Origin of the sequence: Gilliamella sp. B3022 (genome assembly GCF_028751545.1) — a bacterium.
Taxonomy (GTDB): domain Bacteria; phylum Pseudomonadota; class Gammaproteobacteria; order Enterobacterales; family Orbaceae; genus Gilliamella.
This window is the reverse complement of sequence record NZ_CP071867.1, coordinates 1,044,885-1,070,369: the sequence shown is the minus strand read 5'-3', so window position 1 is coordinate 1,070,369 and position 25,485 is coordinate 1,044,885. Positions and strand designations below refer to the sequence as shown.

At 33.9% G+C, this 25,485-nt stretch carries 21 protein-coding genes; 11 read left to right on the top strand and 10 right to left on the bottom strand.

Annotated features, from left to right (window positions below; translation table 11 throughout):
- Nucleotides 1–701 precede the first annotated feature (701 nt).
- Entirely contained in the window at nt 702–1,196 is a 495-nt protein-coding gene (mobB, locus tag J4T76_RS04825) for a molybdopterin-guanine dinucleotide biosynthesis protein B (RefSeq protein WP_267340168.1), read from the bottom strand.
- 73 nt (nt 1,197–1,269) lie between these two features.
- Here mobB and J4T76_RS04820 point away from each other — a divergent pair, with 73 nt between their 5' ends.
- The gene (locus tag J4T76_RS04820; RefSeq protein ID WP_267340170.1) at nt 1,270–2,304 is read left to right on the top strand and encodes a threonine aldolase family protein; all 1,035 of its coding nucleotides are present in this window, start codon (nt 1,270–1,272) and stop codon (nt 2,302–2,304) included.
- 205 nt (nt 2,305–2,509) lie between these two features.
- Here J4T76_RS04820 and mobA read toward each other — a convergent pair whose 3' ends face one another.
- Nucleotides 2,510–3,097 (bottom strand): molybdenum cofactor guanylyltransferase MobA, encoded by a 588-nt coding sequence (mobA, locus tag J4T76_RS04815; protein WP_267340172.1) that lies wholly within the window; start codon nt 3,095–3,097, stop codon nt 2,510–2,512.
- A 238-nt stretch (nt 3,098–3,335) separates the two neighbouring features.
- Here mobA and J4T76_RS04810 point away from each other — a divergent pair, with 238 nt between their 5' ends.
- Nucleotides 3,336–3,605 carry a YihD family protein gene (locus J4T76_RS04810; protein ID WP_267340174.1) on the top strand — a complete coding sequence of 90 codons (270 nt, stop codon included), beginning with the start codon at nt 3,336–3,338 and terminating at the stop codon, nt 3,603–3,605.
- 14 nt (nt 3,606–3,619) lie between these two features.
- A complete protein-coding gene (locus J4T76_RS04805; RefSeq protein WP_267355865.1) occupies nt 3,620–4,339 on the top strand; it encodes a DsbA family protein in 720 nt (239 codons plus the stop codon).
- Between the two features lie 83 nt (nt 4,340–4,422).
- Here the strand turns inward: J4T76_RS04805 and J4T76_RS04800 are convergent, their stop codons facing one another.
- Both J4T76_RS04800 and J4T76_RS04795 read right to left on the bottom strand, forming a co-directional pair.
- Nucleotides 4,423–6,393, bottom strand: a complete 1,971-nt coding sequence (locus J4T76_RS04800) for a MacB family efflux pump subunit (RefSeq protein WP_267340176.1) — start codon at nt 6,391–6,393, stop codon at nt 4,423–4,425.
- A 2-nt stretch (nt 6,394–6,395) separates the two neighbouring features.
- Nucleotides 6,396–7,583 (bottom strand): efflux RND transporter periplasmic adaptor subunit, encoded by a 1,188-nt coding sequence (locus tag J4T76_RS04795; RefSeq protein ID WP_267340177.1) that lies wholly within the window; start codon nt 7,581–7,583, stop codon nt 6,396–6,398.
- 558 nt (nt 7,584–8,141) lie between these two features.
- Between J4T76_RS04795 and J4T76_RS11850 the strand changes: the two genes are divergently transcribed.
- A complete protein-coding gene (locus tag J4T76_RS11850) occupies nt 8,142–8,360 on the top strand; it encodes an IclR family transcriptional regulator domain-containing protein (protein WP_443135238.1) in 219 nt (72 codons plus the stop codon).
- 862 nt (nt 8,361–9,222) lie between these two features.
- Complete coding sequence (locus tag J4T76_RS04790; RefSeq protein WP_267340178.1) at nt 9,223–9,471, top strand: YfhL family 4Fe-4S dicluster ferredoxin; 249 nt, start codon at nt 9,223–9,225, stop codon at nt 9,469–9,471.
- A 7-nt stretch (nt 9,472–9,478) separates the two neighbouring features.
- Here J4T76_RS04790 and ispH read toward each other — a convergent pair whose 3' ends face one another.
- The 5 genes from ispH to folE form a co-directional block, all read right to left on the bottom strand.
- Nucleotides 9,479–10,426: a 4-hydroxy-3-methylbut-2-enyl diphosphate reductase gene (gene ispH, locus J4T76_RS04785; RefSeq protein ID WP_267340180.1), complete on the bottom strand. Its 948-nt coding sequence runs from the start codon at nt 10,424–10,426 to the stop codon at nt 9,479–9,481.
- 1 nt (nt 10,427) lies between these two features.
- Nucleotides 10,428–10,901 (bottom strand): signal peptidase II, encoded by a 474-nt coding sequence (gene lspA, locus J4T76_RS04780; RefSeq protein WP_267340182.1) that lies wholly within the window; start codon nt 10,899–10,901, stop codon nt 10,428–10,430.
- A 105-nt stretch (nt 10,902–11,006) separates the two neighbouring features.
- Nucleotides 11,007–13,814 (bottom strand): isoleucine--tRNA ligase, encoded by a 2,808-nt coding sequence (gene ileS / locus J4T76_RS04775; RefSeq protein WP_267354645.1) that lies wholly within the window; start codon nt 13,812–13,814, stop codon nt 11,007–11,009.
- 37 nt (nt 13,815–13,851) lie between these two features.
- Entirely contained in the window at nt 13,852–14,790 is a 939-nt protein-coding gene (gene ribF / locus J4T76_RS04770; protein ID WP_267340186.1) for a bifunctional riboflavin kinase/FAD synthetase, read from the bottom strand.
- Nucleotides 14,791–15,092: 302 nt separating this feature from the next.
- Nucleotides 15,093–15,752: a GTP cyclohydrolase I FolE gene (gene folE / locus J4T76_RS04765; RefSeq protein WP_267340187.1), complete on the bottom strand. Its 660-nt coding sequence runs from the start codon at nt 15,750–15,752 to the stop codon at nt 15,093–15,095.
- 202 nt (nt 15,753–15,954) lie between these two features.
- On the opposite strand from folE, the gene polA reads away from it, so the two are divergent.
- The 6 genes from polA (at nt 15,955) to asnB (ending at nt 24,662) form a co-directional block, all read left to right on the top strand.
- Nucleotides 15,955–18,735: a DNA polymerase I gene (gene polA, locus J4T76_RS04760; RefSeq protein WP_267355863.1), complete on the top strand. Its 2,781-nt coding sequence runs from the start codon at nt 15,955–15,957 to the stop codon at nt 18,733–18,735.
- A 259-nt stretch (nt 18,736–18,994) separates the two neighbouring features.
- Complete coding sequence (gltX, locus tag J4T76_RS04755) at nt 18,995–20,425, top strand: glutamate--tRNA ligase (protein WP_267355861.1); 1,431 nt, start codon at nt 18,995–18,997, stop codon at nt 20,423–20,425.
- 57 nt (nt 20,426–20,482) lie between these two features.
- Nucleotides 20,483–22,096, top strand: a complete 1,614-nt coding sequence (locus tag J4T76_RS04750; protein ID WP_267345515.1) for an intermembrane phospholipid transport protein YdbH family protein — start codon at nt 20,483–20,485, stop codon at nt 22,094–22,096.
- An 11-nt stretch (nt 22,097–22,107) separates the two neighbouring features.
- The gene (locus J4T76_RS04745) at nt 22,108–22,293 is read left to right on the top strand and encodes a YnbE family lipoprotein (protein WP_267340192.1); all 186 of its coding nucleotides are present in this window, start codon (nt 22,108–22,110) and stop codon (nt 22,291–22,293) included.
- A gap of 134 nt (nt 22,294–22,427) precedes the next feature.
- On the top strand, nt 22,428–22,772 hold the full coding sequence (locus J4T76_RS04740) for a YdbL family protein (protein WP_267340193.1): 345 nt from the start codon (nt 22,428–22,430) through the stop codon (nt 22,770–22,772).
- A 216-nt stretch (nt 22,773–22,988) separates the two neighbouring features.
- On the top strand, nt 22,989–24,662 hold the full coding sequence (gene asnB / locus J4T76_RS04735) for an asparagine synthase B (RefSeq protein WP_267354639.1): 1,674 nt from the start codon (nt 22,989–22,991) through the stop codon (nt 24,660–24,662).
- A gap of 95 nt (nt 24,663–24,757) precedes the next feature.
- On the opposite strand, the gene satP is transcribed toward asnB, so the two are convergent.
- Entirely contained in the window at nt 24,758–25,336 is a 579-nt protein-coding gene (gene satP / locus J4T76_RS04730) for an acetate uptake transporter (protein WP_267340196.1), read from the bottom strand.
- Between the last annotated feature and the right edge of the window lie 149 nt (nt 25,337–25,485).

Genomic DNA, 25,485 nt, shown 5'->3' with positions numbered 1-25,485 from the left:
TACGATATATTAACATTTAAATAAATGAATTTTTATAAATTTGGTAATTGGATAAAACTGAACATGATGAATCGTACTGAGATAATTGTGGTATATAAGAATTTAAATTAACAATAATTTCTAAAATTTGATAAAGATATTTAATGTTATTTGCAATAAATTTATGATATTTTAACATCAATTAGCATCGTTAAAAATAGTATAAAAATATAATTAAAAAAGGAACGAACTTGGACGATTTTGATTTAATTTTTACCTTAATCGGCATATTTTGTGTGTCCACAGTTACTAAAATGTTTTATGATAAAAAAGATGATATTTTTGTTTTTATTGGTTTTATACTATTAATTTTACTCTTCTTACATATGCTAGATATCATGTCATCTCAAAACAGATATTAATTCTTTTAATTGTAGAGCAGTCTTAATATTAAATGAATTTAAAAAGTAATGGTATCAATCTTAATCATTAAGCTGGTGCTATCGAAATTTTTCATTACCTCCTTATTTTTATCTTATCCAATACATCTTGTGGACGAAATGGTTATTTAATCGATTTAATGAATGAATATAGTTTATCTAATCTATCAGAAAATCAACTTAATAAAATTGTTCCTCAGAATGAAAAATAATGATCGCATTTTAATGCCAACAAATAATAACAACATGCTTTTCAGGTTTTTTTATATCCAAATAATTATATTATGAAATTGAAAAATAACTTTTAATAAATTCGACAATTTGAATCGGTTCATTGATGTCAAACCCTGGTAATGCAGTGTCTAACGGCATATCACTGGCAACAGCAATAGTAAATTCATCGATAAAAAGTGGTTTTTCAGTTGTGCTTCGATGACAAATAATTTTAGGGATGATTTCATCTTTAAATCCTTCAATTAATATAATATCTACATCTGAAAACTGGTTGATTAATGTCGACAAGTCAGCTGATTTATTGGGTGTTTCACAAATAAAAGCATAACGATTATTACATGCAACGATAGTTTGCAAAGATCCAGCTTTACGCAATTTATAACTATCTTTTCCGGGAATATCGAGTTCAATATCGTGATGGGCGTGTTTCAATGTAGCCACTTTAAATCCTTGCTCAACCAGCAATGAAATCACCTTTGTTAATAATGTTGTTTTACCACTGCCGCTATACCCTGTAATTCCAATAATTTTTTTTCTATTCATAGACTCTTAACTCTAACGTGTTATATTTAAAAGTAAATATTACATCATTTTATACAAGATTAAAGGTAATGGTATGTACGATTTTTTAAATGATTATAATCAAACAGTTCACCCTAATTTATTAAAAAAATTTATTGATATTAATAATAAAAAGTTGAGTGGTTATGGATTAGATGAATGTTGTAATGAGGCAATAAATAGCATTAGGAAAATATTAAAATCACCGAATGCCGATATACATTTTATGGCTGGAGGAACCATTACTAATTTAACGGTAATTTCTCATATATTAAAACCTTATCAGGCGGTTATTGCTGCTGAAACTGGTCATATTAATGTTCATGAAACCGGAGCGATTGAAGCAACTGGACACAAAGTTGTAACAGTCAAAACTGAAGATGGAAAATTAACTCCTGAAATAATTACCCCCATTTTGGATTTTCATTGTGATGAACATATGGTGCAACCGAAACTGGTTTATATTTCAAATACTACCGAAGTAGGTACCTTATATACAAAACAAGAGTTGAAAAAACTGTACCAATTTTGTCAAAAAAATCATCTTTACCTTTATTTAGATGGAGCACGTTTAGCAATGGCATTGGCAGCTAAAGATAACGATATTACTTTCCCAGATTTAGCTAAATACACCGACGCTTTTTATATTGGTGGAACCAAAGTTGGCGCTTTTGCTGGTGAGGCATTGGTATTTAATAATCTTACAATCAATCATAATTTCCGTTTTAATATGAAACAGAAAGGCGCAATACTAGCAAAAAGTTGGATTGTTGCTGTACAGTTTGAAGCATTAATGGAAAATAATCTTTATGTTTCGCTTGGTAAGCATAGCAATATTATGGCTGAAAAATTAAAAAACTTGTTTGAAACTGAAGGATTAACATTTGCAGCTAAACCACAATCCAACCAACTGTTTGTTAATTTTCCTAATCAACTTGCCAAAAAAATCGTGTCACTGTATACCGTAGATAATCTAGGGCAAATTGATCCAAAACATATTTGCTTACGTTTTTGTACTTCATGGGCAACACAAAAACTTGAAATTGAAAATTTTTCTAAACAGTTAAAGACACTATTTGGAAAGCAATAATGTATTTTTTTGTTTGCATAAATTTATTTTCACCGCAATATAATTTAAATTGAAAATATCGCTAGACTATCTAAGAAAGGGGGTAATGTTCGAAATTACCTTTCACTTTTTAAAAAAACTATAACAATCATATATTTATCCTTTATTTATAGTATGTTATGTTTAAATTCTTCCTTGTATAAATCGACAAAATACCATTTAATGTTCATGACTTGATTGAAACGTTAGCTTTCTCCAGCATTTCCAGAGTATTAATATTAGTAAAACCAGACGGATTTTCACTAAAATCAACAGCGATTGCATTAATTTGCTTAAGAAACAGCATAAGCTTACGATCACCATTGACTAAATATTTATTTAATTGCGGAGCGATCGATTTGTGGATCAATAAAATAGTGGGATGATCATTTTTTCCATCAAAAGGATAAATTGCTTGGTGAGTTGTTGTAAATTTTACTAATCGATCAATAAGATCATCTGGTAAAAAGGGGGTATCACAGCTGACAAATAAATTCCAATCTGTCGTGCTTTTTAACAAACCACTGTAAATTCCTGATAAAGGTCCTAAAAATCCTTTTAAATCATCACAAAAAACTAAATAGCCTAACGAGCTATATTGATCAATGTGTCGATTACAATTAATCATTATAAAATTGACGTGAGGTTTAATACGATCAATAACATGTTGATAAAGCGGTTTTCCTGCTAATAACATTAGACCTTTATCCTTACCATTCATGCGGTTGCTTTGACCTCCAGCTAAAATAATTGCAGTAATTGATAGTTTTTGCATAAATTATTTCTCTTTTACATTGCCAAAAAACAAAATAGCATTACTATATATCAAAGTTATTTTTTAGTCGCAAAATAACATATGTCAGCAGTTTATGAATCTTTCTAAATGCACTGTTTAAATTTAAAGTCGAGTATATAATAGAGGCTTTTTAATATATAGATAGTACTATAAAGATTAACATAAAGTTTTATATCATCACCTTCAACTTAGTTGAATATTTAATAAGGTAGTTATTATGAAATGTCACCGTATAGATGAGTTAATAGAGTTATTACAACCAGCATGGGAAGCGGATTCAGATCTGAATTTATTGCAACTTTTAGATAAATTGGGTAAAGAAGCTGGTTTTGACGGTGACCTACAAGATTTGAGTGATGAAGTGTTAATTTATCATTTAAAAATGCGTAACTCAGATAAAAATGAAGCAATACCTGGGTTGAAAAAAGATTATGAAGATGATTTTAAAACCGCATTGTTAAAAGCCCGCGGAATTATTAAAGAATAAGGAGAATAAATTAAATGAAAAAAACGCTTATTGCTATGGGTATATTATTATTTTCGGTAAATTGTTTTGCGGATAACTCTTTAACAAGTGCAATACCAAAGACATCCCAAAGCGAAACACCTGCAACAACACAGGCACCAATTGAAGAGGGTAAACAATATATTGTGTTACCAACTTACCCATCACCTGAAAAAGAAGTGATTGAATTTTTCTCGTTTAATTGTCCTAGTTGTTTCCGTTTCGAATCAAAATTTCATGGTACAAACCTCATAGCTAAAGCTTTACCAGAAAATATGAAAGTTAAACGCTATCACTTATTAGACTTTGGATCGCTTGCTATGGAATTATCCGAAGCATGGGCGATAGCTAACGTTCTTGGTATAGAAGATAAAGCATCACAGGCACTTTATGATGCAGTACAAAAAGATAGAACAATAAAAACCGCTGATGATATTAAAGCAGTATTTGCTAAATTGGGTGTTGATGCGGAAACTTATGAAAAAACTAAAAATAGTTTTTTAGTGAAAGCATTTATGGTTCAACAAGCTGATGCTATTAAAGAAATGAAACCTTCATCTATTCCTTCTATTATTGTCAATCGTAAATTCTATATTAATTCTTCTGGTCTTGATGCATCAAACGATGCTGCATATATAGCGGATTATGTTAGAGTTGCTACTTTTTTATCCAATTTAGATTCTAATGTTAACGTTGATTCAAAAAAGAAAAAATAATTAAAAGACTCAAGTTTTAGTCATTAGTTAAAAAGCCTTTATATGAAGCAATTCATTAAAGGCTTTTTTTGTAACGATTATGGTTATTCTCTTTCTAAAGCATAAATCGGATCGAGCTTTGCAGCACGTTTGGCAGGAAAATAACCAAAAATAATGCCAATGATACTTGAGCAACTAAAGGCAGCTACAATGGCTATGGAGGAAAAACTCATAGCAAAAGATGTAACTAATGCATTAAAAATAAATCCTACAACAAATGACAACAAAATACCTATTATTCCGCCAGTTAAACATACTAATACTGCTTCAATTAAGAATTGTTGCAAAATGTCACTTGAGCGAGCTCCAACCGCCATACGAACGCCGATCTCTCGTGTTCTTTCAGTGACCGATACTAGCATGATATTCATTACTCCAATACCGCCAACAATAAGTGAAATTAATGCAATGGTTGACACTAATAATGTTAAGACCCAAGCTGAAGAGTTTATTGTTTCACGGATACTATCTGAATTAAAAATGAAAAAGTCTTTTGTGCCATGCCGTTGTAACATGATTCGAGTAACGGCTTGCTCGGCAATCGACAAATCAATATTATCATTAATACGCACTGTAATGCTTTTTAATGAAGTTTGTCCAACCATACGATTGATAACAGTAGTATAAGGTAACCAAACATTTAAACTTTCATTACTACCAAATCCTTGTTGCTGCTTTGAAGCAATGCCGATAATTTTAACTGGTAGCTGACCAACCATTAAAATTTTGCCAATTGGATCTTCATTTGTAAATAATCGCTTAACGGTATTTTCATCGATTACAGCATCTTGTGCCGAATTGTCAATGCTGGTTTGATCAAAAGAGGTGCCTTGTGTAATATCATAACCACGAACAGCAAAAAATTGTTCACCGACACCATTAACTGTTCCGGTTACAGCCAGGTTATTAATTCGGAAATAAACGCTAGTTGATAGATTTGGAGTAGTACTATGAACAAAACTTTGTTGAGCTAAAAAATCAGCATCCGATGATCGTAAAGTTGTAATCTTATCTGCATTACGATCTCCAAAACCATTACCAGCATAAATTTCTAATGTACTTGTTCCCATAGCATTAATATTTGATAATATTTTTTGTTTTGTCCCTTGTCCTAATGCCACCATTGAAACCACAGATGCAATACCAATGATAATACCTAACATTGTTAAAAAGGTTCGTAATCGCTGTGAATACATTGATAAAATTGCCATTTTAAAGGCATCACGAAAACGATAATATTTTGCTAGTAAATTATCTTGTGTTTTAGCTTGTTCAATTTGTTTAACTTGGCGATTGTCGTTAGTTTCTGATTGATAATTAGGATTGATTGAATCTGAAATAATATTGCCATCACTAATTTCAATGATTCGCTGTGCGCTTTGGGCAATATTTGCATCATGTGTGACAATAATAACGGTATGACCTTGGCTGTGCAGTTCGCGCAATATTGTCATAACTTCTAAACCACTTTTACGATCAAGAGCACCAGTTGGTTCATCGGCTAAAATGATTTGTCCACCATTAATTAGAGCACGACCGATACTTACACGTTGTTGTTGCCCACCCGACAACTGATTCGGTTTATTGTGAATTTTATCCCCTAATCCTAAACGAGTTAAAATTTCGGTTGCACGTTTTTGTCTTTTCTCTCCACCAACGCCAGCATAGATAGCAGGAATTTCAACATTTCCTTGAGCAGTCAATGCATTTAATAAATGGTATCGTTGAAAGATAAAACCAAAATGTTCACGACGTAGTTCAGCTAATTCATCAGGCGTTAATTTACTGGTTATTCGACCACTTATCGTATAATTACCACTAGTAGGTTTGTCTAAGCATCCTAAAATATTCATTAAGGTCGATTTACCAGAACCAGATGCTCCAATAATTGACACCATTTCACCAGCATTAATTGTTAAATTTATACTTTTAAGAACTTGCACGGTTGAATCCCCTGCAGGGAATTCACGGATAATATTTTCAAGCTTAATTAGAGGTGTGTTTTTGTTTGTCATATTTAGAATCGCATCCTTGGTGCTTTTGCATTACCTAGAGATGCACCATTAGTGCTACTAACGATAACGGTATCCCCTTCTTTGATACCTGATTTTATCTCGACATTTATATTATTATTAATACCTACTGTGACTTCCCGTTCTTCAATCTCTTTATTTTTATTTATTAGATAAACAATGGCTTTATTTTCTCCTAAACTTTTTTGGAGAGCTTGAGATGGAATCGTCAATACATCTTTTGCAGAAGATAATACAATAAAAACTTGTGCCGTCATGGATATGCGTAAAATATGATCAGGATTATCAACATCAAATAACCCATTATAGTAAATAGCACTTTTCGTTGTTGATGAGCTTGAACTTGTAGTAGTTTCAGTATTAATTGAATCTGGTGCCGGTTCAATTGCGCGTAATGTTAAACCATCAAAACGCTTATTAGGTAGACCTAAAATTGTAAAATAGATTGGCATACCTTTTTTAACATTAATGACATCGGCTTCGGAGATTTGAGCTTCAATCGTCATTTTATCGAGCTGAGCCACTTTTACGATAGTAGGCGCACTTTGTACTGAATTAACGGTCTGACCTTGATCAACGGGAATGGCAACAATCACACCATCAATCGGCGAGCGAATTTTGGTATAGCCTAAATTAACTTTGGCGGTATCTACAGCGACTTGGGCATTTACGATATCTGCATCAAGAGCTGCAATATCGGCTTTAATTGCATCAAGATCGGCCTTTGCCGCATCTAAATCTGATTGAATGCCGACCCCTTTATTAACCAATTTTAATTGTCTGTTGTAGGTCAACTGATAGTTTACCAATTTCGCTTTTTTAGATTTGCGTTGCGCTTCAAAGCTATTAAGGGATGCTTCGGATTGCTTTAAATCATTATTTTGTTTTAGATCATCAATCTCGGCAATCATATCACCTTGTTTAACTTCGTCACCTAATTCAACATAAAGCTTTTTGATTTGTCCTGAAACCTGAGCCCCAACACTTACTTGTTTAAAAGCGCTAATTGTACCGTCTGCTAATACTGATTTTTCAATGTTACCTTTAGTAACGGGTGAAGTAATATAATTAACCGTTGTTTCTGTTGGAAATATAATTAATTTCGCAATATAGAAAATTACGAAAATAATAATTGCTATTAATATGTATTTGATTTTAATTAACTTTAACAATCTCTTTCATCCTTTAAATTTGTTATTTTTGTGATATTGTGTATTTTATCTTAATAAGTTAAATGATATTAATAATTACTCTTAATAAACTGTAATGAATATGAAAATAAATAAAACACTATGAAATATAAAATAATCTAGTTTATTTTTTTCTTAGAAAATAAATAATAAAAATATGTTATTGAATTCATAGAAAAAACAGAATATTCTCGTAATAGGTAACCCCTAACCCTAATTTATACATGTAATTAGATAAATTAGTATACCGAAGTCTTTTTCAAAATGCCTGTTTTATTTTATAACATAATGTTTTTTAATGATAAATAAGAGATGACTTATTTAAAAAGTATTTCTGTGTAGGGCTCAGTAAATGTTTTTTCTAAACAATAAACTAGGTGAGTTAATGCCTTAACTGTACTTGAAATTAGTAGCCATTATTCTTCAGGAAATTCTTTAGCAGAAATCATTAAATTAAGTCAAATAGCAAAAATAACCGTATTGAGAATTTTAGACATATTAAAAAAGACAATATCTCTGCTATCATGCTTTTACTGAAAAATATTTTTCAGTTGGATATCGATTTTTTTAAAACAAATTTCAGCAAAACTAAATGACACCTGCTTCTTAGCCGTCTATCGTGATGGCAGTGCTATGCTTTTGTATAAAGCTGAAGGTGAGCTTGCTGTTAAAACCAACTCACATACTGGTAGTAGCCAAATGCCTTTATATTGTACTGGGCTGGGTAGATTCATTGTTAGCTTATCAACTGTTAGTTGAAATTAATAAAGTTTTAAGTCGTCCATTAGTACAATTTATCAGTAAAACCTTGTCGACCGAGCGCCCATTCATAATAGTATTGCAAAAGTGTAGATTGATGGTTATTCCATGCATGATGAAGAAGGTTTTGTTTGTATTGCATCAGGTATAGTCAATTATAGTAACGAGGTTATAGTAGCTTTAAGAATTGCTGATCTCAGCCATTGAATGCACAATCAAATTGAAAAATACGCTTTTTGTTAAAAGAGACGATAAGCTCAACTTCAAAGCAATTGACGTGTATTTCGACATAACATTAAATTAATCGTGTGTTTCACAAGGAATGATCGCACCAAGATAGTGAATACTCATTGCAGCTAAGTCATGTTATAACTTAATTGCCGCCACAATTTAACCAACGAGTAATATTATTAATGAAGGATGCTGCAATTGTTCGTCATGTGTTCTGATACAAATAATAGTGGTGAAAAAGGTCAAGTTAGTATTGATGTTATGCTAGTGTTTAAAAAAACCGTGAAGATTGGAAATGATTAATGTACCAGGTCCATAAACTTCAGCAATAATACTTGAAAATATTAAAAACATTTTGATTTCGATAAAAAATAATAAAAGCGCTTCTGGTCAGTATTAATTGGATCAATAGCGCTTAAATTTTTTAATTTACTGGATATTTATATTTCATAAATGTAATTGTTAACACTAATTTGGTCGAGTTTTTATACTCAAACATATAGTTAATCTGAAACTTTTTGACAAGAATTGATCTTCTTAAACAGTGATAATGTGATCTTTATTCGGAATTATTGGTGATTGCGCTATAATGACGCCAATTTTTTTCAGTTAATTAAAGATAGCAAAGAGAATGGCATTAAAAATAACCAACAAATGTATTAATTGTGATATGTGTGAGCCTGAGTGCCCTAATGAGGCAATCTCAATGGGCTTTGATACTTATGAAATTGATCCTAACAAATGTACAGAATGTGTTGGCTATTATGATCATTCGACATGTCAGCGTGTTTGCCCAATACAAAATGCTATTATTGCAGATCCAGAGCATGTTGAAACACAGGAAGAACTATTAGCAAAATTTGAACGACTTAAGCACTGATCTTAAGTTAGACTGTCTTAGCTTCTATTCGCAATTCTTTAGGAATTTCAAAAGTGATATTTTCTAAAATACCCTCGGTTTCAATAAGAGATGTGCAACCTAAACCTTTTAAGTGCTCGATAACTTGTTGCACTAAAATATCTGGTGCTGATGCACCAGCGGTTACCCCAATTGTACGTGCATTAATTAACCATTCTTGTTGAATATCCGATGCATAATCGATTAAATAAGCATTTTTACTGTTTCGTCGCGCGAGTTCTGCTAAACGATTTGAGTTTGATGAATTTTTAGATCCGACAACTAAAACAATATCAGCACGTGATGATAACTGTTTAACCGCTTGCTGACGATTGGTTGTGGCGTAGCAAATATCATTTTTACGAGGACTACGAATATTTGGAAAGCGTTGTTTTAGCGCGGCAATAATTTCCGCTGTATCATCAACAGATAAGGTTGTCTGAGTGGTAAAGCAAAGATGATTTTCATTTTTAATTTTTAACTTATTTACATCTTCAGTCGATTCAATTAAATAGATACCACCTTTAGGATTGTTATATTGCCCCATAGTACCATCGACCTCAATATGGCCTGCATGACCGATTAAAATGACTTCTTCACCGCGATAACTTGATCGAGCTACTTCCATATGCACTTTGGTTACTAATGGGCAAGTTGCATCAAAGACGCGCAATTTGCGCTGTTTGGCTTCTTCTCGAACTGCTTTAGATACGCCATGTGCTGAGAAAATAAGAATGGTATTGTCGGGTACATCCCTAATATCTTCGATGAATATGGCGCCTAATTGCTTAAGGCGATTCACCACATAACGATTATGTACCACCTCATGGCGGACATAAACAGGAGCACCAAAAAGTTCAATAGCTCGCTCAACAATTGTAATGGCGCGATCAACACCAGCACAAAATCCACGAGGATTAGCTAAAATTATTTGCATATTACTCAGCAGTCTGTTTCGGTTTTTTACAGTTACAAAAAATAAATAATCCAATGCCTATACAGATAGCGCAGTCTGCAATATTAAAAGTTGGATAGTGCCAATTGCCAAAATTAACATCTAAAAAATCAATCACAAAACCATGGTACAAGCGATCGAATAAGTTACCCAATGCACCACCTAAAATTAGTGATAAGGAAAAATTTTCTAATTTTTTGTGGCGTGAATTACGATAGAGCATATGCATAATTACAACGCTGATAATTAAGGCAATAGCAACAAGCATCTCACGTTGTCCTTCAAAAAAACTAAATGCTGCACCGATATTACGCACATAAGTAATCGAAAAGAACGGTAAAAGATTTACTGATTCAAACAGAGAAAATTTATCAATAATAAAAAATTTGCTTGCAATATCAATTACAAAAACCACAATTGTAACGAGTAACCAGTAAAGTCCATTATCTTTTTTCATATAGTATGCTCATTATTATATTTCCGCCGACAGCTGTCGGCGGTTAAAATATTGAATTGCTATAGATTTTCTTCTATAGCGGTTTTAAATATCAAATTATTGATGCTAGGCGAAATGTCTAACTTCACCTTTACCATTAATATTTTCTTCACAGCGTTTACATAGATGCGTGATTGGATCATTATCGATAGTATAGTGCCAGCAACGCGGGCATTTATCGCCTTGCGCTTTGGTAAGTTCAATTTTTAATCCATTAATATCACTTTGCACGGCATTTTCTGGCGCTGCTTGTAATGGCTTAACATCTGCTTGTGATGTTAATAATACAAAGCGTAATTCGTTTTCTAATTTAGCTAAAGTTGTGGTGATATCTTCATCAGCATAAAGGGTAACCGCCGCTTCAAGAGCCCCTCCTATCACTTTATCATTACGACCTTGCTCAAGCACTTTATTAACTTCACTACGAATCGCTAGAATTTGTGCCCAATATTCACTGTTTAATGTTTCATTGTCTGATAATGTAAACAGTTTTGTGTACCATTCATCTTCAAAAACAAATTCTTGTTTTTCTGTTGCTGGTAGATATTGCCAAATTTCATCTGCAGTGAAGGATAAAATTGGCGCAATCCAACGTACCATCGCTTGTGCAATATGATACAGCGCAGTTTGGCAACTATGACGAGCAATACTATCGCTTTTGGCCGTATATTGACGATCTTTAATGATATCTAAATAGAAAGAACCCATTTCGATTGAGCAAAATTGCATAATACGTTGTACAACTTTATGGAAATCATAGTGCTCATAAGCCTGAATGATTTGATCTTGGGCTTCTTTTGCCATACTCACTGCCCAGCGATCAAGTACCACCATATCTTCTGGTTTAATCATATTTTTGGCTGGTTCGAAACCATTTAAGTTTGCCAGTAAAAAACGTGCGGTATTACGGATACGGCGATAGCTATCCGCAGCGCGTTTAATAATTTCATCTGAGTAGCTCATTTCGCCCGAATAATCGGTAGAAGCAATCCATAAACGTAATATATCGGCACCTAATTTATTCATAACTTCTTGTGGTGTCACAATATTACCGAGTGATTTAGACATCTTACGACCTTGCCCATCAACTACGAAACCGTGAGTTAAGACTTGTTTGTAAGGGGCTTTATTATCAATAGCTGTTGATAACATTAATGATGACATAAACCAACCACGATGTTGATCGGAACCTTCTAAATACATATCGGCTTCGTGTCCTGCAAATTCAGGACGAACACGAACCACTGAATAAAAAGTTGATCCTGAATCAAACCATACATCTAATGTGTCAGGTACTTTACGGTAATCATCGGCATCAGGACCAAGTAGATCTTTAATATCTGCATCCCACCATGCTTGAATGCCATTTTGTTCAACTAATTTCGCTATTTTTTCAATAAGTTTTAAAGTATCTGGATGCAGTTCTTCTGTCTCTTTATGCACAAATAGCGTCATGGGTACGCCCCATGTGCGTTGGCGAGAAATGCACCAGTCTGGACGGTTCGCTACCATAGTTTCAATACGTGCTTGCCCCCAGTCTGGGATCCAACGAACTTGTTTGATCTCTTTTAATGATTGAGCACGTAGACCTTGTTTATCCATACTTATAAACCATTGTGGCGTTGCACGGTAGATAACTGGCGTTTTATGTCGCCAGCAGCATGGATAGCTATGTTCAATATTTTCAAAGTGTAGTAACGCATTACGTTCTTTTAATAGTTCCACCACCACTTTATTGGCTTTAAAAACAAATAAACCATCTAAACCAGCACCTGTTCCAGGTAAGTAACAACCATTTCCTCCAACAGGATTAGCCACTTCCAGACCATATTTTTGACCAACAACAAAATCTTCTGCTCCATGACCTGGGGCTGTATGTACTGCGCCAGTACCAGCATCAACCGTAACATGTTCACCAAGGACAACGGGTTCATCAAAATCGAGAAAAGGGTGTTTAAAACGCAATAATTCAAGATCCTCACCATGGCAAGATCCTAAGATTTTCCAATTAGCTATATCAGCACGTTTCATGAACGATTCAACTAATTGTGATGCTAAAATTAAGCATTCTTTATCATTGATTTGTACGAGTTGATATTCCACTATTGCATTAAGTGCAATTCCTCGGCTAGCAGGAAGTGTCCAAGGTGTGGTTGTCCAGATAACTGCATAAATCGTTAAATCTGTATTGATTCCAAATTTATTTGCTACCGCTTGATTGTCGGTTGCTTTGAATTTAACATCAATCGCTGGCGATGATTTATCATAATATTCGACTTCAGCTTCCGCTAACGCAGACATACAATCCGTACACCAATAAACTGGTTTAGCGCCTTTAACTAAATGTCCATTTTGAATCACTTTACCTAATGCACGAATAATATTTGCTTCAGTATCATAGTTCATCGTACGGTATGGATTTTGCCAATCGCCAAGTACACCCATGCGAATAAAATCAGCTTTTTGTAGTTCAACTTGTGAAGCAGCATAATCGCGGCAAATTTGACGAAATTCAGCGGGTGTTACTTTTACACCTGGCTTACCGACTTGTTCTTCTACTTTTTGCTCGATAGGCAAACCATGACAATCCCATCCTGGAATATACGGGGAGTCATAACCACTTAATCCTTTTGATTTGATGATAATGTCTTTAATAATTTTATTGACAGCATGACCAATATGAAGTTTACCGTTTGCATAAGGAGGACCATCATGCAAAATAAAGGCTTTTTTCCCTTTTTTTACTTGGCGGATTTTACGATAAAGCTCTTTATCGTACCAATTTTGCAACATCGCAGGTTCACGTTTAGCAAGATCTCCTCGCATTGGAAACCCAGTTTCCGGTAAATTCAATGTGTTTTTATAATCTGTCATGCTGATTTATTCCAGTTAATTTTGTTGATACTACTTTTTAATTGGTTAATTTTGCCCTGATCTCTTTCGCAGTGCAAATATCTTGTGTTATTTGTTCTTTTAAGTCTGACAATGAATCAAATTTTTTCTCATCACGTAATTTACGAACAAATGTAACGTCTAAATATTGTCCATAAATATCACCTGAAAAGTCAAACAGATTCACCTCTAATATTGCTTTTTTGCCTTGAATTGTGGGTCTTATACCTATGTTGGCTATACCTTCATAATCTTGATTGCTACAGCAATTTTTGATTTTAACCAGATAAACACCTTGTAGCGCTGGTTTTTTGCGGTGCAGATGAATATTGGCTGTGGGAAATCCTAATTGTCTTGCTAAAGCATTGCCATGTATTACGCGCCCCTCAATGGTATATTCACGCCCTAAAAGGCAATGTGCTAATTTAAAATTACTATTGAACAACGCTTCTCGCACCGCAGTGCTACTGATTCTTAAATTATTCCAAACCAGTGTTGGCATACTCTGAATAACAAAGTGGCGGTTATAAGAAAAATGTTGTAAAAAATGAATATCGCCTTTACGTTCATGTCCAAACCGAAAATCATCACCAATAGCAATATATTTGGCATTTAATTTGTTAATTAACCAATCTTGAACAAAAGTATTGGCTGACATATTGGCAAAGGTTTGGGTGAATGGAATTGCAATAATATAGTCGATACCGAGCTTTTCAATTAACATCACTTTTTGTTTAAATGATGTTAATCTTGCAGGCGCTTGCTCTTTACAGAAAAACTCTAATGGCTGAGGTTCAAATAACATAACCACTGTTGGTAAATTTAATTTTTTACCTTGTTCTATTAAATGATTAATTAATTGTTGGTGCCCTAAATGTACACCATCAAAGTTGCCCAATGTTAGTACACATTGAGTAAATTCATTGTTTAAATTACCAATACCGCGGATTATCTTCATTAAAGCGAGTTAATTAATTGTTATGTTTTAACTAAAATAGTAGTCAATTATACCAATCTTTCTTGAAGATGCACGCAATAACAACTGTGCTTTTTATGTTATATATGCAATATTACGCTTATTGAATGAATAACGCGTGATGGTAATATCAAGCTTTAAAGCATTTTTATCACTTTACGTAAATGGACATTGATCATTAAAGAAAAATCACATAATAAAACAATTTGCTATCTTATGATTGTAAATTCTATTGTTGTGCTCATAAAATAAGACACGACTTTCTTTTTATCGTTTAATTGCTATTAATAGTGTTTTAACGCCCTTAAAAATTCTTGCCGGGTGCTTGGATTCGTTTTAAATCCTCCACCTAATGCGGTTGTTGTTGTTAGACTGTTTGAATCTTTAATACCGCGGGCTTTTACGCAATAGTGTGTGGCATCAATTGAAACTGCAACATTAACCGTTCCTAACAGTGTTTGTAGTGCAACCAGAATTTGTTGGGTTAATCTTTCTTGCACTTGGGGGCGTTGTGAAAAAAACTCAACAATCCGATTAATTTTCGATAAACCAATCACTTTATCTTTTGGAATATAAGAAACCGTCGCTTTACCATCTATGGTAACAAAATGGTGTTCACAAACACTCGTTAAAGTAATATCCCGAACAGTAATCATTTCATCAACCTGCATTTTATTTTCAATTAAGGTGATTTTGGGGAAGTTATGATAATTAAGTCCAGAAAAGATTTCATCAACATACATCTTTGCAACACGGTGCGGAGTTTCAGCTAGGCTATCATCACTCAAATCAAGTTCCATGAGTTTCATAATTTCTCGAAAATGTGTTTCGATTTTAGCTTTCCGTTCGCTATTGTTCATATCTAAACGACTCGATGGGGTTTCCAGATTTTTAGCGGCGAGTGCTTCTTTGACTTTTTGCGCAGCAAGACTTAATTCTGTCATCTATTACATACTCAGGCGAAAATAAATGCACTATTATATAACATTTATTGAACAATATACAGTTGTTTACTGGTTTTTTTATACTGAAACGTATAGTTAATCTGAAACTTCTTTACATTATATTATGGTCGTGAATAAGAATATTATGGTTAATTAGGTTATACTATCAGCCATTGACTTGAATAACATTTGGGTAATAGAAATGCCAAACAATACGCCGATCATCTTAATTGATGGATCTTCTTATCTTTACCGAGCTTTTTTTGCATGCCCTCCATTAACTAACGCCCAAGGTGAGCCAACTGGTGCTATTTTTGGTGTGATTAATATGATTCGCAGTTTGATTAATCAATATAATCCTACCCATATTGCGGTGGTCTTTGATGCTAAAGGGGGATCATTTCGTAATGAGATCTATAGCGAATATAAAGCAACACGTGAGGCCATGCCCGAAAATCTTCGCCCGCAAATTAATCCCATTCATACTATTTTGAAAGCAATGGGATTACCATTACTATGCATTGAAGGTGTTGAGGCTGATGATGTTATTGGTACTTTAGCCAGACAAGCTGAACGCGAAAATTTGGAGGTATTAATTAGTACTGGCGATAAAGATATGGCGCAGTTGGTGAGCGATAAAATCACACTAATTAATACAATGAATAATGCTGTGCTTGATCCAAAAGGGGTGATGGATAAATTTGGTGTTCCACCTGAAAAAATTATTGATTATTTAGCTTTAAGAGGCGATTCATCTGATAATATTCCTGGAGTGCCAGGTGTAGGTGAAAAAACGGCACAAAGCTTATTGACTGAATTTACCAGTATTAAAGATATTTATGCGCGCTTAGATGATATTGAAAAATTATCGATCCGTGGTGCAAAATCTTTAAAACAAAAATTGATTGATAATCAAACTGAAGCTGAACTTTCCTATTTGCTTGCTACCATTAAAACTGATGTAAAATTAGATTTTACTAATGAGCAATTGCTTATTTCCGACATTGATGTCAATAAATTGGTCGAATTGTTTTCTTATTATGGTTTTCATCGTTGGCAAAAAGAGTTAATTGCTGGTACGTTCCTAAAACAGCAAAACAATGCTATCGTAGATGTAGATAAAAGTTCATCTTTATTTGTAGAGCAACAACATCCAACTCTAGCACAAAAAAAAGAGACCGATTATCAATGTATATTAACGCATGAGCAACTGGATGATTGGGTTATCAAGTTATCCAATAGTAAGCAATTTGCTTTTGATACTGAAACGGATAATGTTGATCATGTGCATGCTAAATTAGTGGGTATATCGCTGAGTGTTAAACCCTATCAAGCCGCTTATTTACCACTGGCACATCAGTATTTAGGTGTTCCAGAGCAATTACCCTTAACCGATGTGTTAGCCAAATTAAGCCCCGTACTTGAAAATTCAAAGATCAAAAAAATTGCGCAAAATGCTAAATTTGATTATAGCGTATTAGCTAATTATGGTATTAAGGTGAGTGGTATTGCCTATGATACCATGCTTGAATCTTATGTATTAAATAGTACTGAGCGTCATGATATGGATAGTATGGCACATCGTTATCTCAATCATAAAACCATTACTTATGATGAGCTAACCAAAGTAGATAAAAAGAAAGTTACCATTGATGCTATTGAGATAGAAAAAACGACTCAGTATGCGGCTGAAGATGCGGATATTACTTTGCAACTGCATGAAAAATTGTGGCCAGAACTTGAAAAAGACCAAAAATTAACGAAGCTATTTACTGATATTGAGATGCCATTAGCTATTGTACTGGCTGAAATGGAAAGAACAGGTGTTTTGGTTGATGCAAAGCAATTAAATGAGTACTCTAATGAGTTAGCTAAACAGTTAATTGAAATTGAAGCACAACTGCAATCATTAGCAGGCGAAAAATTTAATCCAGCTTCACCAAAACAGATTCAAGCTATTTTATTTGAGAAACACAATTTACCTGTTTTAAAAAAGACCCCAAAAGGTGATCCTTCAACCAGTGAAGAAGTATTAAGTGAGCTGGCCAACGAATACGAATTACCACGAATGATTTTGTTTTATCGTGGGTTAGCTAAATTGAAAAATACTTATACCGATAAACTACCATTGATGATAAGCCCAATCGATCAGCGTATTCATACTAACTATAATCAAATTGGTACTATCACAGGTCGATTGTCATCCAACGATCCGAATTTACAAAATATCCCAGTACGCAATGAAGAAGGACGCCGTATTCGCCAAGCATTTATTGCACCGAAAGGTTATAAGATCATTTCTGCTGATTATTCACAAATTGAGTTACGTATTATGGCGCATTTATCGCACGATAAAAGTTTACTTAATGCTTTTGCCCATGATAAAGATATTCATCGAGTAACCGCTGGTGAGATTTTAGGTAAAACCGAATCAGAAGTCACCAATGAAGAGCGAAGACGTGCTAAAGCAGTTAATTTTGGTTTAATTTATGGTATGAGCGCTTTTGGTTTATCTAAACAGATCAATATTCCTCGTAAAGAAGCGCAGTTTTATATCGATCGTTATTTTGAACGCTATCCAGGCGTTCAACAATATATGGAACAAACACGCCAACTTGCTGCCGAGCAAGGTTATGTTGAAACCTTGTCTGGTCGCCGTTTGTATCTACCTAAGATTAGATCAACTAACGGTATTGAAAAGCGAGGAGCTGAACGCGCAGCAATTAACGCACCAATGCAAGGTACCGCGGCGGATATTATCAAAACAGCCATGATAAAAATGAGTGAGTGGATAAAAAATCAATCCGCAGGTAATATCAAAATGGTGATGCAGGTACACGATGAATTAGTGTTTGAGGTAAAAGATGCATTTGTTGAACAGTACTGTACAGAAATTAAAAAGATTATGGAAAATTGTTATCAGTTATCCGTACCTTTAAAAGTTGATATAGGAATCGGCAATAACTGGGATGAGGCACATTAATTATTCAAAATACAAAGGTTAAGTATCAATGTTTTATACTCAAACGTATGCTTAACCTCAAACTTTTTTACAACGTTGATCATTAATTCTTTAACATTAACATGACTATTGCCGAAACCTTTTAGCATGTTAGAATAAGCAACTAAAATGAATTTATATCAAAAAGTTATTCTATTAATTTGATATTGACAAAATAAAAGGGCGCAAATGATGACCTTATAGTATCGGCGCTCATTTCTGTTATTATTAGGATTATTTCATGAAAATTAAAACTCGTTTTGCACCTAGCCCAACAGGCTATTTACATGTAGGTGGTGCACGTACAGCGCTTTACTCTTGGCTCTATACTCGTCATGCAAAAGGTGCGTTTGTATTGCGTATTGAAGATACTGATCTTGAGCGTTCAACACCAGAAGCGATTGAAGCCATCATGGAAGGTATGAATTGGTTAAAATTGTCATGGGATGAAGGCCCTTATTTTCAAACGAAACGTTTTGATCGTTACAATCAAGTTATTGATGAAATGTTAGCTAAAGGTTCGGCTTATCGTTGTTACTGTTCAAAAGAACGTCTTGAAAAATTACGTGAAGAGCAAATGGCAAAAGGTGAAAAAGCGCGTTATGACGGTCATTGTCGGTGTGATGATGTTCAAAAACAGCATTCACATACTGAGCCGCATGTTGTTCGTTTTGCTAATCCAGTAGATGGCGTAGTTATTTTTAATGATCTGATTCGTGGTCCAATTGAAATTGCCAATAAAGAGCTTGATGATTTAATCATTCGTCGTACTGATGGTTCTCCGACTTATAATTTTTGCGTCGTTGTGGATGATTGGGATATGGAAATTACTCATGTTATTCGTGGTGAGGATCATATTAATAATACGCCTCGCCAAATTAATATTTTAAAAGCATTAGGTGCACCATTGCCTGAATATGGTCATGTATCAATGATTTTAGGTGACGATGGACAAAAGCTCTCTAAACGTCATGGCGCAGTGAGCGTGATGCAATACCGTGATGATGGTTATTTGCCAGAAGCGTTGCTTAACTATTTAGTTCGTCTTGGTTGGTCTCATGGTGATCAAGAGATATTTTCAGTGCCAGAAATGATTGATTTCTTCTCATTAGATGCAGTGAGTAAATCTGCAAGTGCATTTAATACTGAAAAATTACTTTGGTTAAATCATCATTATATTAATCATTTAGATGCTGATTATGTTGCTCAACATTTAGTTTGGCATATGAATCAACTTGGCTATGATTTATCACAAGGCCCAGATCTGATTACGATTATTAAGTTATTTGGCGAACGTTGCAAAACGCTAAAAGAGATGGCTCAATCATGTGCTTATTGTTATCAAGATTTTACTGATTTTGATGCTGATGCTGCAAAAAAACATCTACGCCCCGTTGCCAAAGAACCATTAGAAAACATCCGAGAAAAAATTGAAGCGATTGCTGATTTTGATTGGGAAATTAAAAAAATCCATCAGGTTATTGAAAAAACAGCTGCGGAGCTTGAAATAGGTATGGGTAAAGTTGGTATGCCACTTCGTGTTGCAGTAACCGGTATTGGTCAATCCCCTTCTGTTGATGCAACGGTATTTGCTGTGGGTAAAAAACGCACGCTAGCAAGAATTGATAAAGCGCTTGCGTATATTAACCAGAGAGAGCAAACATCAGCATAATCATCCTATTATTGCCGGTTGATTCCGGCAATAATTTTAGCTAAGTCGAGAATGAATATGGCTCGTTTAAAAAAACGCTATTGGATTTCACTAAGTATTTTAATGTTTATCATCGTACTTAGTCTGTTTGGCTGGCGTTCTTGGCAAGAATTTAGACAAGAGTACGGATTCTCAATAAACTGGTATGGAGCGCATATTAACCTATCCGGTCTTTCATTTGAACAATTGACGGTTTATAAAGAGTCGCAATTTACTGTTACGGCTAAAGATGTACTGATTTCCTGGTCAAAACTATCAGTCCAAAATCTTAATATTGATTGGCAATTAAGTGACAATAAGATGGTCACTGATAAAACCAAAAATGTCGTTAATGTGACGACTGAAAAGCAAAATCAATCGGAGTTTAGTTATTCGTCGTTGTTAACCATTATTTACTGGTTACCCTCAACGATCCATATTGACTCTTTACGAATTTATGAACAAAATCGTGAGCTTTTTGATGTGGAGATGACAGCAACTAAACAGCAAGAAGCTATTCATTTGGACGTATCGTCGAATAACCAATATGTTGCTAATCTTTCTGCCACTTTACTATTCAATCAAAATGATTTGCGTATTGATATCCAAAATGGTGTTTTAACCACAACTATAAATCAATTTGGTGTACAAAATGGGAAAATATTACTGCCGTTTACGGGTTGGATTACCGATAATCGATTTGAATTCAATAATTCTGGCAATGCCTCAGTAACTATAGAAAAAGCAAATTTGTCGGACGACTTTCAATTTAACCAATTAAATGGAACGTTAACATTTAAAGTACAATCACTCATTCCGATTAAACCTAACCAGATATCAACCACAGCTAAATTAGCCCTTAATAAATTCAATGGTATTTATAAAAATAGTGAAATAAAATCTGCTGCGGGTAATATCTATGTTGATATCAAAAATCAGCAATTTACCATTTCAGTACCATCACTTAATATACAAGAAATCAATATGGGGATTGCTTTACAACAAGTGAAATTATCTGGTAGTTATACAGCGCCATTTAATACACCAAACAAAGGTATAATTATTTGTAAAAAGGCACAAGCAACGATTTTTTCAGGTTCTATATTTCTTCAAGCCAATAAATTGAATTTAGCTAAATTACCCCAACAATTAAATTTAAGGTTAAAACAGATACAATTAAAAGATATTCTTGCCACATATCCTGCTGAAGGACTCGCTGGTGACGGTGCTATTGATGGTTTATTACCCATTACTTTATTATCTGTAAATAACAAAGATGGTGTAACTTTTAAGCCTATAATTAAAAAAGGACAGCTAACCACAACCCACCAAGGCTTTTTACAGTTTGAAAATTCAGCTTTAAAAAATTATGCCAAAAATAATCCTAATATGAAAATACTCACAGATATTATAAAAAATTTTCATTATACTAAACTGGATGGAACGGTTGATTATGCTGATGATGTCGCTAAATTAGGGCTTCATATCCAAGGAAGTAATTTGGATGTTGAAGATGGCAAAGCTGTCAATTTAAATGTAACATTAGAAGAAAATATCGCCAAACTGCTAACGAGTTTACAATTATCGGATCAAATTAGTGAACCAATTCGTAAACGTATTGAAGCGCATTTAAAAAAGGAATCTGCAAAATAAGAGGTCATTTTATGATACGACGAATTATTGCAATATTGGTATTAGGTAGTGTGTTAATGGGATGTTCGCCGACGGTTAAAGTACAAACGCCAAGTGAACCTATTAATATTAATTTAAATGTAAAAATTGATCATGAGATTAATATTAAAATGGATAAAGCATTAGATAATATTATTAATAAATCTGGATTATATTAAAAAATAAATTTTTGTTAATGAGTGATTTATGATAAGAAAATAGCAAAGATGGTCAACACATACTAATTGTGAAGCTCAACAATCTTTTGCTACTTTTAAATTTAATAATAAAAAGTATGATTAAGGAGTGTGCTATGAGTATCTATAAAAAAGTGACAATAGCTTTATTTACTGCTGTTTTATCTTTTTCTGTATCTGCACTGACTTTGGAACAAGCCATCGATTCACTAAGCCAAGCTAAAGCGCGAGGATTAGTAGGAGAACAGGCAGATGGTTATTTAGGTGTAGTAAAAAATGAAGATAATGCCAGTGAGATTGCAAATTTAATTAATCAAGCTCGTAAAGCACAGTACCAAAAAGTTTCTGCTGAAAGTAACGTTCCATTAAATGAAGTAGAAAATCGAGCTGGTAGTAAAGCGCAAGATAAAACACCAGCAGGTCAATATATAAAGCAACAAGGTCAATGGCAAAAAAAATAATTGTGATCTTTTTGCAATGATAGGAAGAGCATAACGATATTGTACTTTAATTGTGTATCAATAATGTGTATGCTGTTTATTTAGAATTTTGCTCACATTAATTTTTGAAAAGGGCATAATTACCATAACAACAAAATGATATGAATATTTTCATACAGATAGTTAGTTTTTACTTGTAAATTGTATCGCTCAGGCGATTTTAAATGGAGAAAATCAATGTGTTCGATTTTAGGTATTCTTGATATTAAATCAGATCCAGAACAACTACGAACAAAAGCATTAGAACTATCAAGTCTACAACGTCATCGTGGTCCTGATTGGTCTGGTATTTTTGCTTCTGATAAAGCTATTTTAGCTCATGAACGTTTATCAATTGTAGATGTTAATACAGGATCTCAGCCACTTTATAATAAAGATAAAACTTTAGTTTTAGCAGTCAATGGCGAAATTTATAATCATCAAGAACTCCGAAATCAGTACAAAGATCGTTATGAATTTCAAACAGGCTCAGACTGTGAAGTAATCTTAGCCCTTTATCAAGAAAAAGGTATACACTGTCTTGATGACTTACAAGGTATGTTTGCGTTTATTCTTTATGATATTAATAAAGGCACCTATTTTATTGGTCGTGATCATATCGGTATCATTCCGATGTATATGGGACATGATGAAAACGGCACGTTTTACGTTGCATCTGAAATGAAAGCATTGGTTCCGGTTTGTAAAACGATTGAGGCTTTTCCTCCTGGAAGTTACTTATCAAGTACAGAAGGTGAAATTAAAACCTATTACAAACGTGATTGGATGGAATATGATAACGTCAAAGATAATAAGACAGATATCAATGAACTTCGTGTTGCACTAGAAGAGTCTGTTAAAAGCCATCTTATGTCTGATGTACCTTATGGTGTTTTATTATCTGGCGGTCTTGACTCTTCAGTTATCTCAGCAATTACCAAAAAATTCTCAGCGCGCCGTATTGAAGATCATGAAAAATCTGAAGCATGGTGGCCACAGTTGCATTCATTTGCAGTAGGTTTAAAAGGTGCGCCAGATTTGAAAGCCGCGCAAGCTGTTGCAGACCATTTAGGCACTGTTCATCATGAAATTAATTTTACTATTCAAGAAGGTATTGATGCAATTCGTGATGTCATTTATTACATCGAAACTTATGATGTAACCACCATTCGTGCTTCAACGCCAATGTATTTAATGGCGCGTAAGATCAAAGCAATGGGAATAAAAATGGTTCTATCAGGTGAAGGTGCAGATGAAGTATTTGGTGGTTATTTGTATTTTCATAAAGCACCAAGTGCAAAAGAATTCCACGAAGAAACTGTACGTAAATTAGCGGCATTACATATGTACGATTGTGCGCGTGCAAATAAAGCTATGGCAGCTTGGGGTGTTGAGGCTCGGGTACCATTCTTAGATAAAAAATTCTTAGATGTAGCGATGCGCATTAATCCGAAAGATAAAATGTGTGGTAGCAATGGTAAAATGGAAAAACACATTGTCCGTGAAGCGTTTGAGTCCTATTTACCTGCATCAGTCATCTGGCGTCAAAAAGAACAATTCTCTGATGGTGTTGGTTATAGCTGGATTGACACATTAAAAGAGATTGCAGAGAGCAAGATTACGGATCAACAGCTAGAAAATGCAAATTTCCGCTTCCCTTACAATACGCCAACTTCGAAAGAAGCGTACATGTATCGTGAAATTTTTGATGAATTATTCCCAGTAGAAAGTGCTGCCCATTGTGTACCGGGTGGTCCAACCGTTGCTTGTTCAACTGCGAAAGCAATTGAATGGGATGAATCATTTAAAAACTTAAACGATCCATCTGGTCGAGCAGCAGTTGGTGTGCATAATGATGCTTATAAAGAATAATAAGCTTTAATCGCTCTTATTAGGCATAAAAAAACGGGGATATTTCCCCGTTTTTATTACTTGCTTATTAATGATTGTAGAGCTGCTTAATTTTACTAATGCGCTGCGCCTTTAGGTGCACCGATAGGCAAAATAGTACGACCAAATTGTTCGTTAATTACTTCTGCCATTGCTAAATAAATTGCACTTGCACCACAAATAATGCCTTCAAATCCAGCAATATGAATAATATCATGATTACCTGAAATATTTCCAATTGCTAATAGAGCAAATAACAGCGTTAGGCTAGCAAAAACAAATTGTAATACACGATTGCCTTTTAAGGTACCAATAAACATAAAACCAGTAAAAATTCCCCATAAAGCAAGGAAAATACCTACAAATGTTGCATCAGATGGTGCTGTTGCTGGTGAAGTTGGTAAATACCAAATGCCAACTAATACGATCCAAAAGAAACCATAAGAGGTAAATGCTGTTGTTCCAAACGTATTGCCTTTGCGGAATTCTAAAATACCAGCAATAACTTGAGCAAGACCACCATAAAAAATACCCATTGAGACAATTACAGTCATGGCAGGAAAAAATCCTGCATTATGAATATTTAATAAAATTGTTGTCATACCAAATCCCATTAAACCTAAAGGGCCAGGATTTGCAAGTTTTGTTTGTTCCATAAAGATCCTATAAATTAAGTTTTATAAAAAGAACGGCAATGATAAGTGGATAAAACTTAGCAATCAAGATATATTAAAAAATTTTTATATTGCCCCTTGATATTAACAATATTGTTCCCATTTATGTGGAAACAAAAAATATTTCTTTG